The 15412-nt window shown below is 63.3% G+C and carries 16 protein-coding genes; 5 read left to right on the forward strand and 11 right to left on the reverse strand.

What is annotated here, in order from left to right; genetic code table 11:
* Positions 1-397 precede the first annotated feature (397 nt).
* Both AC5ZGW_RS05815 and AC5ZGW_RS05820 read left to right on the forward strand, forming a co-directional pair.
* Entirely contained in the window at positions 398-1573 is a 1176-nt protein-coding gene (locus tag AC5ZGW_RS05815) for a transporter substrate-binding domain-containing protein (RefSeq protein ID WP_130223966.1), read from the forward strand.
* On the forward strand, positions 1570-2157 hold the full coding sequence (locus tag AC5ZGW_RS05820) for an ANTAR domain-containing response regulator (protein ID WP_028162218.1): 588 nt from the start codon (positions 1570-1572) through the stop codon (positions 2155-2157). Before AC5ZGW_RS05815 ends, AC5ZGW_RS05820 begins: the two co-directional genes overlap by 4 nt.
* Before the next feature lie 12 nt (positions 2158-2169).
* Here the strand turns inward: AC5ZGW_RS05820 and AC5ZGW_RS05825 are convergent, their stop codons facing one another.
* The 3 genes from AC5ZGW_RS05825 to tcuA all read right to left on the reverse strand — a co-directional run bounded on the left by AC5ZGW_RS05825 (position 2170) and on the right by tcuA (position 5039).
* On the reverse strand, positions 2170-2472 hold the full coding sequence (locus tag AC5ZGW_RS05825) for a putative quinol monooxygenase (protein WP_130224099.1): 303 nt from the start codon (positions 2470-2472) through the stop codon (positions 2170-2172).
* 82 nt (positions 2473-2554) lie between these two features.
* Complete coding sequence (gene tcuB / locus AC5ZGW_RS05830; protein ID WP_130223964.1) at positions 2555-3661, reverse strand: tricarballylate utilization 4Fe-4S protein TcuB; 1107 nt, start codon at positions 3659-3661, stop codon at positions 2555-2557.
* Complete coding sequence (gene tcuA, locus AC5ZGW_RS05835) at positions 3648-5039, reverse strand: FAD-dependent tricarballylate dehydrogenase TcuA (protein WP_130223962.1); 1392 nt, start codon at positions 5037-5039, stop codon at positions 3648-3650. Before tcuA ends, tcuB begins: the two co-directional genes overlap by 14 nt.
* Before the next feature lie 141 nt (positions 5040-5180).
* On the opposite strand from tcuA, the gene AC5ZGW_RS05840 reads away from it, so the two are divergent.
* The gene (locus AC5ZGW_RS05840) at positions 5181-5861 is read left to right on the forward strand and encodes a GntR family transcriptional regulator (protein WP_165435077.1); all 681 of its coding nucleotides are present in this window, start codon (positions 5181-5183) and stop codon (positions 5859-5861) included.
* Positions 5862-5874: 13 nt separating this feature from the next.
* Here AC5ZGW_RS05840 and AC5ZGW_RS05845 read toward each other — a convergent pair whose 3' ends face one another.
* From AC5ZGW_RS05845 to AC5ZGW_RS05870, 6 genes are all read right to left on the reverse strand, one after another.
* The gene (locus AC5ZGW_RS05845; RefSeq protein ID WP_130223958.1) at positions 5875-6630 is read right to left on the reverse strand and encodes an IclR family transcriptional regulator; all 756 of its coding nucleotides are present in this window, start codon (positions 6628-6630) and stop codon (positions 5875-5877) included.
* 8 nt (positions 6631-6638) lie between these two features.
* Complete coding sequence (locus AC5ZGW_RS05850) at positions 6639-7523, reverse strand: NAD(P)-dependent oxidoreductase (RefSeq protein ID WP_130223956.1); 885 nt, start codon at positions 7521-7523, stop codon at positions 6639-6641.
* A 51-nt stretch (positions 7524-7574) separates the two neighbouring features.
* On the reverse strand, positions 7575-8771 hold the full coding sequence (locus tag AC5ZGW_RS05855; protein ID WP_130223954.1) for an ABC transporter substrate-binding protein: 1197 nt from the start codon (positions 8769-8771) through the stop codon (positions 7575-7577).
* 20 nt (positions 8772-8791) lie between these two features.
* The gene (locus AC5ZGW_RS05860) at positions 8792-9649 is read right to left on the reverse strand and encodes an alpha/beta fold hydrolase (RefSeq protein ID WP_130223952.1); all 858 of its coding nucleotides are present in this window, start codon (positions 9647-9649) and stop codon (positions 8792-8794) included.
* Positions 9646-10083 (reverse strand): hypothetical protein, encoded by a 438-nt coding sequence (locus AC5ZGW_RS05865; RefSeq protein WP_130223950.1) that lies wholly within the window; start codon positions 10081-10083, stop codon positions 9646-9648. Before AC5ZGW_RS05865 ends, AC5ZGW_RS05860 begins: the two co-directional genes overlap by 4 nt.
* 361 nt (positions 10084-10444) lie before the next feature.
* The gene (locus tag AC5ZGW_RS05870; RefSeq protein ID WP_165435076.1) at positions 10445-10591 is read right to left on the reverse strand and encodes a hypothetical protein; all 147 of its coding nucleotides are present in this window, start codon (positions 10589-10591) and stop codon (positions 10445-10447) included.
* A gap of 234 nt (positions 10592-10825) precedes the next feature.
* Between AC5ZGW_RS05870 and AC5ZGW_RS05875 the strand changes: the two genes are divergently transcribed.
* A complete protein-coding gene (locus tag AC5ZGW_RS05875) occupies positions 10826-12187 on the forward strand; it encodes an epoxide hydrolase family protein (RefSeq protein ID WP_130223948.1) in 1362 nt (453 codons plus the stop codon).
* 45 nt (positions 12188-12232) lie between these two features.
* Complete coding sequence (locus AC5ZGW_RS05880; RefSeq protein WP_130223946.1) at positions 12233-12898, forward strand: VOC family protein; 666 nt, start codon at positions 12233-12235, stop codon at positions 12896-12898.
* A gap of 85 nt (positions 12899-12983) precedes the next feature.
* Here the strand turns inward: AC5ZGW_RS05880 and AC5ZGW_RS05885 are convergent, their stop codons facing one another.
* Together AC5ZGW_RS05885 and AC5ZGW_RS05890 are read right to left on the reverse strand one after the other, a co-directional pair.
* Entirely contained in the window at positions 12984-14333 is a 1350-nt protein-coding gene (locus AC5ZGW_RS05885) for an MFS transporter (protein WP_130223944.1), read from the reverse strand.
* Positions 14334-14421: 88 nt separating this feature from the next.
* Entirely contained in the window at positions 14422-15294 is an 873-nt protein-coding gene (locus AC5ZGW_RS05890) for a phytanoyl-CoA dioxygenase family protein (protein ID WP_130223943.1), read from the reverse strand.
* Positions 15295-15412: the final 118 nt, after the last annotated feature.

Genomic DNA, 15412 nt, shown 5'->3' on the forward strand with positions numbered 1-15412 from the left:
CTTCCCAGGCGCATCAGGCCGATCGTCGCGCACGCGCCATCGGCCTGGCGACACGCATGTTTCGCCAGTTTCTTGTACGGCAAAAGAAAAAAGCCACCCGCCCCTCCGGAATGAGGTGACGAATGGCTCAAATGCCGCTGCTATGGTCTATCGCATGGGCTCAAGATCGAACGGAGCAGTCGCCGCTGGGATCAGGACGTCATCGGCCTGACCGAAGCAAATTAAGGTTCGACAGTAAGCCCGGCAGTCAAAAATACTAGGTTCGTGCCTAGCGCATTGTCAACGAGGGAGGTTGCACAAATTTCGCGAGCGTCATGCGCAGTAAATCGGCAAGACCTCTTGCACCGATATCGGCGATGATGATTTCCTCAGGGCTCCGTCTCGTCGAAAGCCATCAATGACAAAGCCGTCGGTTCCAGTTGGCATCATATGTTCGCAGTCCGGGCCCTATCAGGCCATGGGCCGCGAGATATTGAAGAGCGCCCTGATGGCGGTCGACGAGATCAACAATCACCCTGACTTTGATTTCTCGCTCACCGCGCATGTCCGCGATCCCCGCGGGGTCATTTCGGAATACCACACGGTTTGCGATGACCTCATTCGCAACGCAGGCGTCGAGCATATCATCGGCTGCTACACTTCGGCCTCGCGCAAGCAAGTGCTGCCGATCGTCGAGCGAACCGATCGCCTGCTCTGGTACCCTGCCCGTTACGAAGGGTTCGAATGCTCCGACAACGTCATCTATGTCGGCGCGTCGCCCAACCATAATGTGCTGCCGCTCGTGCGCTACGTGCTCGACAATTTATCACGACACATCTTCTGCGTCGGATCCAACTATGTCTGGACCTGGGAGACCAATCGCGTCACCCGCGAACTGGTAACAGCGGCGCAGGGAAGCATCCTTGCCGAACGGCTGCTCGAGCTGGGCGAAAGCGCAGTCGGGCACATCGTCGACGAAATCGTCCGCCGCAAGCCGCCCGTCGTCTTCAATACGCTCGTCGGCAGTTCGAGCTACGATTTCATCCGCGCCTTTCATGCCGCTACCACGGCGGCCGGTCTCGACATTCCGATGCTGAGTTGCAGCCTCTGCGAGCCGGAGCTCAAGATAGTCGGACCCGCATCCGCAGGATGCATCACGTCGTCAGCCTATTTCGAGAGCATCCGCCTGCCCGAGAACCTCGCCTTCATGCAGCGCTGGAAGGCGCGTCATGGCGAAGCCAGCAGCCCCTGCGTCGATGGACAATCCACCTATGTCGCGGTGTATCTCTTGGCGCGCGCGCTGCATCGGGCCGGGACGTCTAACATTGGTGAGGTGCGGCGCGCGGCCGCCGGCTATCGCTACAATTCGCCGCAGGGACCGGTCTGGATCGATGGTGCCAATAACCATTGCGTCCTTACGCCGCGTCTGGCCGTCTCGAATGCGCAGGGACAGTTCGACATCTTCTGGGAGTCCGACGCACCGGTTAAGCCGGATCCCTATTTGACGCAGCTCGACATCGCCGCCGGACCCGTGCGTGAGAAGTCAAGGGACGGAACGTCGCCGAGTGCGCTTCATTTGCGGGTTGTGAAATGAGCAAACCGTCTTCATTTTCCCTCCGCGGCCGCAAGGCCCTCGTCGCCATCAAGGACGAGCGCGACCTGTCGATCGTCAGGCGCCAGTTCGAACGTCTGGGAATCGACGTCCTGACATGGGAGCAAGGAAGCGCTCTCGCGTGTCAGTCGGATGTGACGCTGATCGACGATGAATTCCTGCCGCTGACCTCGCCGACGCAGCGGGCCTTGCTTGGACAATGTCCTGTCATCGCCCTGCTCGGCACGGAGACTCCAAGCCGGCTGAAGCTGGTGCTGGAACTCGACCCGGCGTCATTTCTGGTCAAGCCGCTGCGCTCAGCCGGCATCTACGCCGCACTGGTGATGGCGTTCGAGCGGGCCGAGCGCACCAACGAATTGAAGCAACAAGTCCTCAAGCTGGAAGAACGCCTGCGCTCGCGCCGCGTCGTATTGGCTGCCGTCCTTCAGGTGATGCACACGCACTCCGTTGCCGAACCTGCCGCTTTTGCGCTGATCCGGCGAGCTGCCATGGAGCAGCGCAAAACCATCGAGCAGATGTCGGCCGAAATCGCCGCGAACGGCAGCCTACCCCGCGCGACAGGATAGATTCGCGATGATCTAGTCGTTCTTCCTGGAAATTTCGGTGCCGGTCACCAGCGTCACCTCGCCATCGATGATGGGCTTGGCGACGCCGAAGAAGCGGAGGACGGCGTCGGAATTGTTGTGCATATCCATCGCTGCGCGATCGACGTAGCGCTCGTAGGTCGTGAACACACACGGGTCGATCGTGTCCTGCGATATGTAATAGCCGACAGTCGTCGTTTCGTTCGCGCGAACGCTCGCTGCGACTTCGAGCAGCGCCTGACGCATGACGGCCTCATGGCCCTTCTTGGCCCGGATAATCGCGGTGATGGTCAACATGTCGCCCTCCCCCGGCTCACGGATGATCGGCGGCGCCAGATCATCGTCCGGCTCGCGCAGCGCGAACATGCCATCTGTTCGCCTAATCGCTCAAGCCGTGACGCCGCTCCTGTGCATAGCGCACCAACGCGGCGAAGCGGTAGATGCCGTGGACGAACTTGCCATAGGGCATGGTGATGAACAGCGCGAACACGGCGCCGAGATGCAGCGCGAGCAGCGGTCCCATCGCCGGCGTCTCGCGCAACAGCAGCAGCGCCATTCCGGTGATGCCCGTCAGGAACAGCATGGCGATGAACCCGACATCCATGCCATAGCTGGCATCATCGAGCAGCGCGGGATCACGCTGTCCTTTCGCCAGGAGCAGCCCGATCGGCCCGACGATCAGGCCGATGCCGCCGAGCGAGCCAAGCACGACCGGCAGGTCCCACCACGCATACGGCGCCTCGCGTCCCAGAAGATAGTGATAGAGCGTGGCGACCGACGTCGCAGCAAAGCACAGCAGGAAGCCGTAGAAAGTGAAATGATGATAGAGCTTGCGCCGATCGGTCGGACGGTCGTCCTCATTGTAGCAACCGACCCCGCCGCCATGGAGATAGCGCAGCTCGCCGGCATCGCGGATCGCCTGGAAGATCGAGCCACCGTCGGCGCGCCCACCGGTCGGCTCGCCAATATCGCGCCAGAATGCGCGCACGCTCATGACGAGAGCCAGGATCGCATAGAGAAAAGCCGCGCTGAACAGCGCCGCCATCGCATTGTGCGGCATCAGCTTGTAGAAGGCGCCGGGGCCGGTGTGGACGCCGAAGAGCAGCGTCGGCCCGTTGAAGGCGGCAAAGCCGAAGATGAAAGCGGCCATGCTGAAGGCGGCAATCAGGCTGATGACGAGCCCATTGCGTGCGAACACGCCGGACAGCGCGCGCGGCCAGGCATAGGCGGCATAGGATTCGGCGCGCGCCACCGCCAGCGTCTTCGGCACATTGACGTTGAATTCATGCGGCGGCGAGAACTGGCAGTCGACATAGCAGGCGCCGCAGGCGTGACAGAGATTGGCGAGATAGTTGAGGTCGCCATCAGAGAACGACCGGCGCATCTCCATCGCGGGGAAGACCGCGCACAGCCCCTCGCAATAGCGACACGAATTGCAGACCGTCATCAGACGATCGGCTTCCTGCAAGATCCTAGTTCCGTGCATTCTTTGCCGCTTCCCGTCCTGCGATCCGGCCGAACACGCTGCCGATGGTCATGCCGATGCCGGCGGCATAGCCGCGTCCCAGCACATTGCCGGCCATGATCTCGCCGGCGGCGAACATGTTGGCGGAAGGTTTGCCATCCTTCATCAGCATCCGCGCCTGCTTGTTCACGCGCGTGCCGAGATAGGTGAAGGTGATGCCGGGCCGCACCGGATAGGCGAGATAAGGCGGCGTCTCGATCCGGCGCGCCCAATGCGTCTTCGGCGGCACGATGCCTTCGGTGCGGCAATCATCCAGGATGGTGTGATCGAAGGTGCCGGGCCGCACCGCGGCGTTGAACTCGATGATGGTCTTTTCCAGCGCCGCCGGATCAAGCTCGAGCTTGCCGGCAAGCTCGGCGATCGTACCGCCCGCGATCGGCGGGAACAGCGTCGGCATGAAGCTGGTCACGACGGTCGAATCGAAAATGATGTTGGCGATCTGGTCGGGCTGTGCGGCGACCAGCCGGCCCCAGATCGCATAGCGCTTCGGCCAGATATCCTCGCCTTCGTCGTAGAAGCGCTCGGCGTGTTTGTTGACGACGATGCCGAACACGACGGAGTCATGGCGTGTGATGATGCCGCCGTCGAATTTCGGCGCGCGGGCGTCGATCGCCACCGCGTGGCACTGCGTGGGATCGCCGACCTCCTGCACGCCCTTGGCCAGTAGCACCTTCAGGATCGAGCCGCGATTATAGGGCGTGCCGCGGATCAGGAAGTTGTCGGCGGCCTCGCCCCAATATTCCCTGAGCCATTCGATGTTGGCCTCGAAACCGCCGGCGGCGGCCACCAGCGCCGCAGCGTGCACCTCGGTCGTGCTGTTGATCGGCCGCCTCAGCTCGGCCGAGAGGAACATGCCGTCCTCGACCTTGATATCGACGACTTCGGCATCATAGCGGATGTCGACGCCAAGCCGTTCCGCGGTGAGATAGAGCGCGTTCAGCATCGCGCGTCCGCCGCCGAGGAAGAATGAATTGGTGCGGCCAAGGCTGAGCGTGCCGCCGAGCGAGGGCTGCCAGCGCACCCCCTGTTCCACGATCCAGTTCAGGATATCCTTGGACTCGTGGATCATGAATCTGGCGAGGTCCTCGTCGGTCTCCCCGCCGGTAACGCGCAAGAGATCGTCCCAGAATTCCTCCTCGGTATAGGGGCCGGTGAGGATCTCGGTCGCGGCGTCGTGGGCGCAGCGCATGTTGCGCGTATGGCGCGTATTGCCGCCGCGGTAGAACTTTGGCGCCCCCTCCAGCACCAGCACCGAAGCGCCCGCACGGCGCGCGCTGATCGCCGCGCACATGGCCGCGTTGCCGCCACCGATCACCAGCACGTCGTATTTGCTGCTCATTCCCTCTGCCCAACCGAAAGGCCATTTTCGACGCTTTCCGGGATGCCTGCACCATTGTCCATTTGTGTATACAAAGATATACATAAGCACCGCAAGCGCCGTCTTTGCATGGGATTGATGCGCTTTGCGACCGGAGACAGGATGGCAAAGCGGCCAAACAAGGCGATCGGATCGATTTCGCGCGGTTCCGGCGTTCAGCTCGGGGAAGCCGTGTTCCGCTCATTGTGCGAAGCGCTGAAGGCGGGGGCCTACCGGGCCGGAGACCGGCTGCGGGAAGAAGAGGTGGCACAGCGACTGAAGGTTAGCCGCACGCCCGTGCGCGAGGCGCTGGGCCGGCTTGCAGCGCGCGGTTTCGTGGCGCCGGCGGGCGGACGGGGGCTGATCGTCCGCAGCCTCGATATCGGCGAGGTGCTCGAGCTTTATACCATGCGCGAGATCCTGGAAGGCTCGGCCGCCCGGCTCGCCGCCGAACACGCCTCGCAGCCCGAGATCGATGCCCTCACTGATATCGAGCAGGCCTTTGCGGAACACCCGGACGATCCAGTCGAGATGGCAGAGCTCAACCGCGCCTTCCATGAAGCGATCTGCCGCGCTGCCCGCAATCGCTATCTCGATAATGCCTCCAGGGAGCTGCAGGATTGGATTGCGCTGCTCGGCCCCACCACGTTCTCCGTGGCCGGCCGCCCGTCGACCAGCCGCAGGGAACATCGCGCCATCATCAGCGCTATCGCGGCCCGCGACGGCGACAAGGCGGAGAAGCTGGCGCGCACCCATATCCGGGAAGCGCTGCGCTGCCGCCTGAAACTTCTGCAGAAGCAATAGCGCACGCTGCGCGCTATTTCCTTGCCCGCCGCTGCGTACGCGCCGTCCCCTCGAGCGGTGGGGTGGCGCGGTCCAGGAGCTCGGTCGGGCCGCCGAGCGAGTGCGTCAGCCGCGCCGCCGCTTGCGACAGCAGCGATGACATCGTCTTGATACTGTCCTTGGTGAAGCGCGGTTTGGGGCCGGACAGCGACAGCGCGCCGACGAGCTTGCCGTTCGGCCCGAACACGGGACAGGCAATGCCGGCACAGTCCGGGTCGCGCTCGCCGAACGAAACCGCAATGCCGCCCTTCCTGATGGGATCGTAGGCCTCGCCGCTCTCGCCATCGAACGCCAGGATGACTCGTCCTGCGGCGCCGCGGTCGAGCGGCAGCAGCATGCCGGCCTCGACGCGGTCGAGCGTCGAGTGCTGGGAATCGATGCGAAACACGCACAAGCGGCGCTTGCCGTCATGTCGGACGTGGAACGACGGACTTTCCGTGCCCGCGGCCACCAGTTGCCGCAGGACCGGCATCACCTGGTCATGCAGATTATTGGCGCGCTGATAGATCGCGCCCAATCGGAACGGCGTCGGCCCGAGATGGTAGCGGCCGTCGGTGAGCTGCACGAGATAGCCGAATTCCTGCAGCGAGGTCATCAGCCGCAGCAGCGTGCTCTTGTACATCCCGGTGTGCCGCGACAGCTCGGCGAGACTCATCGGCTCCGGCTTTTCCTCGAACGCTCCCAGGATGGTGAGCGCACGGTCGACGGCGGCAACGCCGGGCGAACGCATGGTGCTTCCTATTTGGAGAAGCCGGCGGGATCGATCAGCTTTGCGATGACTGGAAAATACGCATCCCCCATCCCCTTGTCGATCGTCTCCTCGAAAATGCTGCGCAGGAGCGCTGCGCCCCGCAGGTTCAGGCCGGCCTGGCCGCCCAGCTCAAGCGCATAGGTCAGATCCTTCAGTGCATATTCGGTCGAGAATGCCCGCAGCGGGAATTCCTTCGCCACGATCGCCTTCATGCCGTGATTGCGGAGCGCAAAACTGTCCGCCGACCCCTTGGACAGGGTTTCCAGCAGCAGCTTTGGTTCGACGCCGCTGTGGCTCGCGACGGCAACAGCTTCTGCCAATGCATTGACCGTCTCGAACAGCACCATGTTGTTCAAGATCTTCGTCACCTGGCCGGCGCCGGTGCCGCCGCAGAGCGTGACGTCGGTGGCGAAATGCCGGATCACCGGCTCGACCTTGGCAAACGCATCGGCCGTCGCGCCAACCATCACGCTGAGCGTGCCATCCTGCGCCGCCTGGCGGGTGCGCGCGATCGGCGCGTCGATCCACAGCGCGCGCTTTTCCGCCAGGCGCCGCGCAAACTCGCGGGTCATGCCGACTTCGGAGGTACCGAGGTCGATCACGGTCTGACCGCTTCGGATCGATTGCGCGATGCCGCCCTCGAAGGCCGATGACACATGCTTCGCGCTCGGCAAGCAGATGAAGGTGATGTCGCTGCCGCTGACAACATCGGCAATCGACCCGGCGGCCACACCGCCATCGGCGACGATCCGGGCCAGCGGCTCCGCCGAAAGGTCGAACGCCAGCACCTTCTGTCCGCTCTTGCGCACCAGATTGCGGCAGATCGGCTCGCCCATGACGCCAAGACCGATGAACCCGATTGTCCCTGTCATGCAGGCATTCTCCTCACACTTTGGGGCGGCACCCCGCCCGTCTCGATAACTTCACTTGACCAGCGGACAGCCGCCTTCGCTCATGGGCCGGAACACCTCTTCGCCAGGCCTCGAGCTCACGATCCTGTAGTAGTCGTACTTGTACTTCGATTCTTCCGGCTTCTTCACCTGCACGAGATACATGGTGTGCAGCACCCGTCCATCAGGACGAATCACGACATCCTTGTTGTACATGTCGTTGACCTTCATCTCGTGCATCTTGGCGGCAACGGCGGTTGCATCTGTCGTTCCGGCCGCCTTCACCGCGGCGAGATAGTGGTGGACGCCGCTATAGACGCCGGCCTGGACCATGCTGGCGACCTTGCCATCCATCAACGCCGCATAGCGCTTCGACCAGGCGCGGGTCACCTCATTGAGGTCCCAGTAGAAGGAGGTCGTCACCTGCAGGCCTTGCGTCGCCTTCAGCCCGAGCGAGTTGACGTCGGTAATGAAGACAAGGAGACCCGCCAGCTTCTGCCCGCCTTCGACGATGCCGAACTCGCCGGCCTGCTTGATCGCGGTCTGCACGTCCGCGCCCGAGGTCGCAAGCCCGACGACATCGGCCTTCGAGCCTTGCGCCTGCAGCAGGAACGAGGCGAAGTCCGCCGTGCCGAGCGGGTGCGCGGCCGAACCGATCACCTTGCCGCCGGCGGCCTCGATGAACTTGGTGGCGTCGCGCTGCAAAGCATGGCCGAACGCATAGTCTGCCGTGACGAAATACCAGGTCTTGCCGCCGGCGCGCGTGATCGCATCGCTGGTCAGCTTCGACAGCGCATAGGTATCGTAGTTGAAGTGAAAGCTGATCGGCGAGCAGGACTTTCCGGTGAAGTCGGACGAGCCTGGGCCGCTGATCACGAAAATCTTGTTCTTCTGCCGCGCGATTTCGAGGATGGCAAAGCCGGCGGACGATGCGGCACCATCAGCGATCATGTCGACGCCTTCATTGTCGAACCATTTGCGCGCGGTGGCGGAGGCAATGTCCGGCTTGTTCTGGTGATCGGCGGTGATGATCTCGATCTTCTTGCCGAGGATTTCGTTGCCGAAATCCTCCGCCGCGAGCTTCGCCGCGGCCACCGAGCCGCGGCCACCATTGTCGGCGAACACACCGGATTGGTCGTTGAGCACGCCGATTCGAATGACGTTATCGGCTGCCGACGCGACACTCACCTGCGCGGCCAGCACGGCCGCGATTATCAAACGCAACTTCATCAATGCGCTCCCTACCTAACTCAAGTATTCTGTCCGTTCAGGATGTCCTGCAGCACTGGAGCGATGTAGGCGCGGAATTGCGCTGGATTCTCGCTCATCGGGAAATGGCCGAGCCGCTCCATGATCGTGGCCTTGGCGCCGGGAATGCTCGCGGCGGTACGCAGCGTGTCCTCCGGAGTGCAGGAAAAATCGTATTCGCCGGTCAAGAGATAGAGCGGGCACTGGCGCACATCGATCTGGCCGACGCGGCCGCGCAAATCGCCGTCGACCCGGTAGAAATAGAGATCGCCCTTGAAGATGCCGGGACCGCCCTGCTTGTAGCCCCAAAGGGTCTCGTCGCGCGCGACCACTGGACCGTTCGGCGCGATCAGGCCCGAGACCAGCGCCGCGCAAACTTCGCCGCCATGGACATCGGACCGGTTCAGCCATGCCGTGTCGTACCAGGGCTGCTGGAAATCGGCGGCCTCAAGGCCGATCAACGCGCGAAACTCGCTGGCGTGCGAGATCGCAAGATTGAGGACGATACGGCCGCCGATCGAGCAGCCCATCACCACCGGCCGATCGAGATTCAGCGCGCTGCAAAAGGCGCGGATGATGGCCGTGTAGGTCGCGGTCGTCAGCCTGTACTCGTTGCCATACTGGCTGTCCGGCGGGTTCGACTTGCCGTGCCAGGGCATATCAAACGCGATGATGCGGAATCGCTTCGTGAACTCTTCGTCGACCAGCAAATGGCGCCACTGCCGCGCATCGGAGCCGGCGGTGTGCAGGCAGACCAGGGGAATACCGGTGCCATTCTCCTCGAAATAGATGCGGTTGATCTCGCCATCGATCTCGACATGGACGTAGCGTCCGACGATCGGTTCGACAAAGCCGCTCATGGCGCGCTCACCAATTCGCTGCGACGTGGCAGCGCCAGGAGATCCTTGAAGTACTGCAGGTGCGACATGAAGGGATGCAGATCGCCTTCCAGTGTCGCCTCCCCGCGCTTGGTAAGCGCGAGCAGATCGTGCCAGCCCGGCGGCGGCACCGCCTGCCAATAGGCGCGATACGCGGCCGGCGTCGCGCGATAGGCGAAGCGCCAGGACCGCATCAGCACCGGCGCGGGAGTCATATCGAGGATGCGCCCGCCGCAAATGGTCACGTGAAAGGGCTGCACCGTGGGTCCGAGCAGGCACTCCACGTCAAGCAGCCGGCCGCGGCCGATCAGCTTCTCGTCGCGCGACAGCAACTCTGGAATGGTCTTGAACGCATCGACCACCTGATTGTCGAACGCAACAGATGGCCGGTCGGTCGATGCCGCATCAGGGTTCACGCTCGATTCCTCCGGGCCGTTCGTTCTGCAGAACAGAACGACGTTCTATTTTTCTGTCACCCGTTTAAACGCACTTCCTGGCTGAACTCAAGGGGATTCGGCCGCGGTTGGCGGTCGAGCCAGCGCTAAAGGTATTTCCGCGCGATCCGAGGGAGCGCGGGCATCACCACAATGGCGGCGGGATGATCCGTGCCCGGCTAACGCGCCGGGGAGATTCTCTGTAATGAGGCGATGTCAGCGCGGTTGATCGCGGGAAGACGTCGAATGCAAGCGCGTCGACCGCCGCTGCTGGCGCCAATGATATATTTCGATCGAGGCCGGAGCGCTCAATGCGCGCCAAGGCAGCCGTCTTACGGTAAAATCACCGGCGTTGCGGCGTTTCGTCGTCCTGCTGTGAGCTGGCTTCATCCGCCGCCGGGAATATGGCGTCGTAGATCGCACGCGCTTCCCGGATAAGCCGGGCCCGCTCGAGCTCAGACTTTGGAACAAATCGAACGACTTCACCCATATGCGGCTCCAAGCCAGACTGGGGCAGTTCCCCGTTGGATGACAACTATCATTTCAAATAGATCGTAAATCCTGTCCGGATCCGCATCCCATCTGTCCCGATGCGGGCATAAAATGATCGTGAAATCGCGTGAGAGAAGGAACCGAAAGTCCCCGACTATTTCCTCGAAACGGTGACGACTGCCGAACTGATCGCTGCTTTGTCGACGACTTCTGATTCAAAGGAGACAGTTCAATGACCGCTCGCATCGAGACACCCGTCGGAGTCGCGGCGGAGCAAACAAATCCCGAGATCGTCAACCAGGATAGGCGCAAGTTGCTGACTGCCACCGCGATGGGAATCGCTGTCGCAGGCGCGGCCAACTTGTTTCCTGCCTATCCGGCGCCGGCCGACACAAACGATGCGATCCGGCCCTTCCGCATCAACATCCCCGAGCAAGACCTCGTCGAGCTTCGCCGGCGCATCGTTGCGACGCGCTGGCCCGACCGCGAGACGGTCGACGACCAGTCGCAGGGCATCCAACTCGGCAAGCTCAAGCCGCTCGTCGAATATTGGGGCAAAGGCTACGACTGGCGAAAGGCGGAAGCGAAGCTGAACTCTCTGCCCCAGTTCATGACCGAGATCGACGGCCTCGATATTTATTTTATTCACGTCCGCTCCAAGCATCCCAATGCGCTACCGGTCATCATCACCCATGGCTGGCCGGGCTCGGTGTTCGAGAAGCTCAAGGTCATCGGTCCGCTGACGGATCCGACTGCCCACGGCGGACGCGCGCAGGACGCCTTCGACGTGGTCATCCCTTCGATGCCGGGCTTCGGCTTTTCCGGCAAGCCGACCGACACCGGGTGGGGTCCCGACCGCATCGCGCGAAGCTGGGCGGAGCTGATGCAGCGTCTTGGCTATACGAGATACGTCGCGCAGGGCGGCGACTGGGGCTCGCCCGTGTCGAGCGCGATGGCGCGCCTGGCCCCGGCAGGCCTGCTCGGCATCCACATCAACCTGCCGGCGGTCGTGCCATCGGAGATTGCCGCTGTGATCGCCGCCGGTGGGCCAGCGCCGGAGGGACTGTCCGAGAAGGAACGCGCGGCGTTCGACGCGCTCAGCGCGGCAGCCAAAAAAGGCAACAGGTCGTACGCGGTGATCATGGGCGCGCGGCCCCAGACCATCGGCTACGCCTTGGCGGACTCTCCGACAGGTCTCGCAGCATGGATGCTCGGCCATCCCGGCTTCACGAATTGGACCTACGACAACAGCGATCCAGAAAAGTCGCCTGACGAGGTGCTCGACGACATCACGCTTTACTGGCTGACGAACAGCGCAACGTCGGCGGCGCGGATCTATTGGGAATACGGCGGTGAGCGCAGCCCTGTGCTGGCGGCCGGAGAAAAGACTTCCGAGATCTCGCCGCCGGTTGCCATCACGGTATTTCCGGGGGAAAGCTATCAAGCCCCGGAGACCTGGGCCCGACGCGCCTATCGCAACCTCATCCATTTCCACGAGGTCGAGAAGGGCGGCCACTTCGCGGCCTGGGAGCAGCCGGAGCTCTTCAGCGCGGAGATCCGAGCCGCGTTCAGGCCGCTGCGGCAATCGATGTGAGATGAACAGGCACGCCAACCGACGACCAACATCAGGGAGATATCCATGACCGGTGCAACCGAAGGCGTGAGAGTACGGGTCGACATGAAGCTGGAGATCCTCGTCATTCCCGTTTCGGATGTCGACCGCGCGAAGCAGTTCTACGCGAACCTTGGCTGGAGGCTCGATGCCGACTTCGCCGCCGGTGACTGGCGCGTGATCCAGTTCACGCCGCCTGGCTCGCCCTGTTCAGTCATCTTCGGCAAGAACGTCACCGCGGCGGCGCCCGGCTCCGCGCAAGGCCTCTATCTGGTCGTCTCCGACATCGAAGCCGCCCGCAACGATCTGCTCAGTCGCGGCGTCAAGGTCAGCGAGGCCTTCCACGGCGGCGGCGACGTGCACACTGGCACTGACGAACCCTATCTATTTGGCCGGCTGCGGGTCAGCGGCCCCGATCCCGAGCGTGGGAGCTACCAGTCGTTTGTCTCCTTCAGCGATCCTGATGGCAACGGCTGGCTGGTCCAGGAAATCACCGCGCGTTTGCCGGGACGGGTGGACACGGACGGCACGACATTCGCCTCGCGTACCGATCTCGCGAGCGCGCTCCGGCGTGCGGCGGCCGCACATGGCGAGCACGAGAAGCGCAGCGGCGGCCAGCGCGACGAGAACTGGCCTGACTGGTACGCCGAGTACATCGTCAATGAACAGGCCGGCAAACCGCTGCCGTCATAGTGGCGGCTTACCCGAGGCAGCGCGGCGGCCAGTCGCCGCTCCATGAAGCAGAGCGGCGACTGGACGCGGAGCGGCTGCGTTGCCCTCAGGCCCGCTGCGGCATCGCCACGGGCAAGTCGTGCTGCACCACGGGCTCGTCGGCGGCGATATCCTCCCGATAGGTCTCGGGCCCGATCCACACCGCGATCACCGTACACAGCGACAGGAACATCGCGTAGCAGGCGACCGGCCACCAACTGCCATAGGCCGCGACCAGCGCCGTTGCGACGAACGGCGCCGGACCGCCCGCAAGCAGCGAGCCGAGCTCGCGCGCAAACGCGAATCCCGCAAAACGCCGCTGCGGCGGGAACAGCTCGGCGAAGTAAGCGGCTTGCGGTCCGAACATCGCGGCCGTCACCACGGCCCTCGCCAGGATGAAGGCCACCGCGATCCAGATCCATTCTTTGGTACCGACCATCCAGAAGAACGGGAACGCCAGCGCCACGCCGGCGAGCGCGCCAAACATGTAGACCGGCCGCCGTCCGATGCGATCGGACAGCGCCGCAAAGCCGAGGATCGCAAACAGTTCAACGGTGAACGCGAGCATCAGCGCGCTCAGCGCCTCCGATTTCGGTACGCCCACCGTGGTGATGACGTAGCTGAGGCCGAACACCGGGAAGAAATAGCCGAGCCCGTTCTCGGCCATCCGCGCGCCGAGCACGACCAGGAAGTTGCGCGGATGCTGGCGCAGCGCCTCCATGGCCGGATTGCGCTCGATCTTGCCGCGCGCGACGACGGCCTCGGTATAGACAGGCGTTTCCGTCACGCGCAGGCGCACGAAGATGCCGACCAGGATCAACAGGAAGCTCGCCAGGAACGGCAGGCGCCAGCCCCAGCTCAGCATCGCCTCGCGCGGCAGCATGGTCACCAGCGCAAAGGCGCCGGCGGCAAGCAGATTGCCGACGGATACGCCAAGCGGCGCGAAGCCGCCCCAGAAGCCGCGATGCCTCGCCGGCGCATTCTCCACCAGATAGATCACCGCCCCGCCATATTCAGCGCCGGCGCCAAGGCCCTGCACCACGCGCATTGCGACCAGCAGCAATGGCGCCCAGATCCCGATCTGATTGTAGGCCGGCAGTAGCCCGATCGCGGTAGTGCCGACGCCGATCATCAGCAGCGTCGCGACCAGCACCGGCTTGCGGCCATAGCGATCACCCATGATGCCGAAAATGATGCCGCCCAACGGGCGCACCACGAAGCCGACTCCGAAGGTCAGGAACGCCAGCAGCGTTCCGACGACGGGATCGCTCTTGGGAAAGAACAGCTCGCCGAACACCAGCGCAGCCGCCGTGCCATAGAGGAAGAAGTCATACCATTCGAGCGCGGAGCCGACGCTCGCAGCAAGGATCACACGTAAACGCGATTGGCCGGCGCCGCCGGCCTTGAGCTCGGTCATTGGTTTCCATCCCTGTTGATTTGTTTTTTGGTCGTCGCAAGCGCGAAGCCCGCGGGAGTTGCTCCCCGCGGGCTTCGTCAGATTTCTTTTAGGCAGCGCGCGTGAAGTAGCTCTTTTTCGACGCGGACTGCGTTTCGTAGATCGAGCCTTGGCGCTTCGGCGGCGGCAGCGGCATGCGCACGGGAACGCTGGTCATGCGCGGCGCGACCACCGAGCCGCCGGCGAGCAGACGGCTGTCGAACTCGGCAAAGTCCTTCACGCCGGCCAGCGGCCAGGCATCGCTTGCCGCGACCTCATAGAGCAGAAGGTTGCGCGGGCGGTTCGAGGTGTTCGTCGCCGAGCCGTGCAGCGCGCGCACGTGATGGAACGACATGCTGCCGGCCTTGCCGATGCAGGGCACCGCACGCTTGATCTCGTCCTGAATCACATCAGGGTCGATCAGGCCGGCGAAGCAACCGTCCTCACCATGATGATCCCACATGGTGTCGCCGACATGCGACCCGGGCGTCACCAGCATGGGACCGTTCTCCAGATCGCAGTCGTCGAGCAGCACGCCGATCGCAAGGATGTCATCATTGGTGTGGGGATAGAACGCCCAGTCCTGATGCCACTCGACCGGCGAGCCGTACTGCGCGGATTTCATGTTGAGCTTGGAGCCATGCAGGCGCAGGCCAGGGCCGATCAGCTTGGTAAGGATGGAGATGACCGGCTCGCTGCGCACGATCTGATCGAAGATCGGGTGCACCTTGTGCGGCGCCTTGATGCGGCGGACCCTCGGGTTCTCTTGGGTGTGGCCGGGTTCGAGGTCATAGACGTCGGTGTGCTCGGTGACATCAGCGGCACCGGCGACCAGTTCAGCCAGCACGGTGCGGACCCGCGCCAGAGTATCCTTATCGAGCACCTCGGGGACGACGATCACCCCATCGCGCCGGTAGGTCTGGACCACTTCGTCTGAAATCATACGGCGGTTCCTCCTTTTGTTATGCTAGCGCTACCATGGCCGAATGTTAGCGCTATCATATGCAATGCTAGCGCTATCACTATGGATGCGCAATCCGGAATCGTGCAGATTCACCGCC

The organism is Bradyrhizobium sp. Crot121 (assembly GCF_059512385.1).

Bases quoted from the DNA above. Each gene is read 5' to 3' on its own strand.
- AC5ZGW_RS05855 (WP_130223954.1), bottom strand. From the start codon at position 8,771: ATGAAGTTGCGTTTGATAATCGCGGCCGTGCTGGCCGCGCAGGTGAGT.
- AC5ZGW_RS05825 (WP_130224099.1), bottom strand. From the start codon at position 2,472: ATGTTGACCATCACCGCGATTATCCGGGCCAAGAAGGGCCATGAGGCC.
- AC5ZGW_RS05880 (WP_130223946.1), top strand. From the start codon at position 12,233: ATGACCGGTGCAACCGAAGGCGTGAGAGTACGGGTCGACATGAAGCTG.
- AC5ZGW_RS05860 (WP_130223952.1), bottom strand. From the start codon at position 9,649: ATGAGCGGCTTTGTCGAACCGATCGTCGGACGCTACGTCCATGTCGAG.
- tcuA (WP_130223962.1), bottom strand. From the start codon at position 5,039: ATGAGCAGCAAATACGACGTGCTGGTGATCGGTGGCGGCAACGCGGCC.
- AC5ZGW_RS05815 (WP_130223966.1), top strand. From the start codon at position 398: ATGACAAAGCCGTCGGTTCCAGTTGGCATCATATGTTCGCAGTCCGGG.
- AC5ZGW_RS05890 (WP_130223943.1), bottom strand. From the start codon at position 15,294: ATGATTTCAGACGAAGTGGTCCAGACCTACCGGCGCGATGGGGTGATC.
- AC5ZGW_RS05820 (WP_028162218.1), top strand. From the start codon at position 1,570: ATGAGCAAACCGTCTTCATTTTCCCTCCGCGGCCGCAAGGCCCTCGTC.
- AC5ZGW_RS05840 (WP_165435077.1), top strand. From the start codon at position 5,181: ATGGCAAAGCGGCCAAACAAGGCGATCGGATCGATTTCGCGCGGTTCC.
- AC5ZGW_RS05885 (WP_130223944.1), bottom strand. From the start codon at position 14,333: ATGACCGAGCTCAAGGCCGGCGGCGCCGGCCAATCGCGTTTACGTGTG.
- AC5ZGW_RS05870 (WP_165435076.1), bottom strand. From the start codon at position 10,591: ATGGGTGAAGTCGTTCGATTTGTTCCAAAGTCTGAGCTCGAGCGGGCC.
- AC5ZGW_RS05845 (WP_130223958.1), bottom strand. From the start codon at position 6,630: ATGCGTTCGCCCGGCGTTGCCGCCGTCGACCGTGCGCTCACCATCCTG.
- AC5ZGW_RS05850 (WP_130223956.1), bottom strand. From the start codon at position 7,523: ATGACAGGGACAATCGGGTTCATCGGTCTTGGCGTCATGGGCGAGCCG.
- tcuB (WP_130223964.1), bottom strand. From the start codon at position 3,661: ATGCACGGAACTAGGATCTTGCAGGAAGCCGATCGTCTGATGACGGTC.
- AC5ZGW_RS05875 (WP_130223948.1), top strand. From the start codon at position 10,826: ATGACCGCTCGCATCGAGACACCCGTCGGAGTCGCGGCGGAGCAAACA.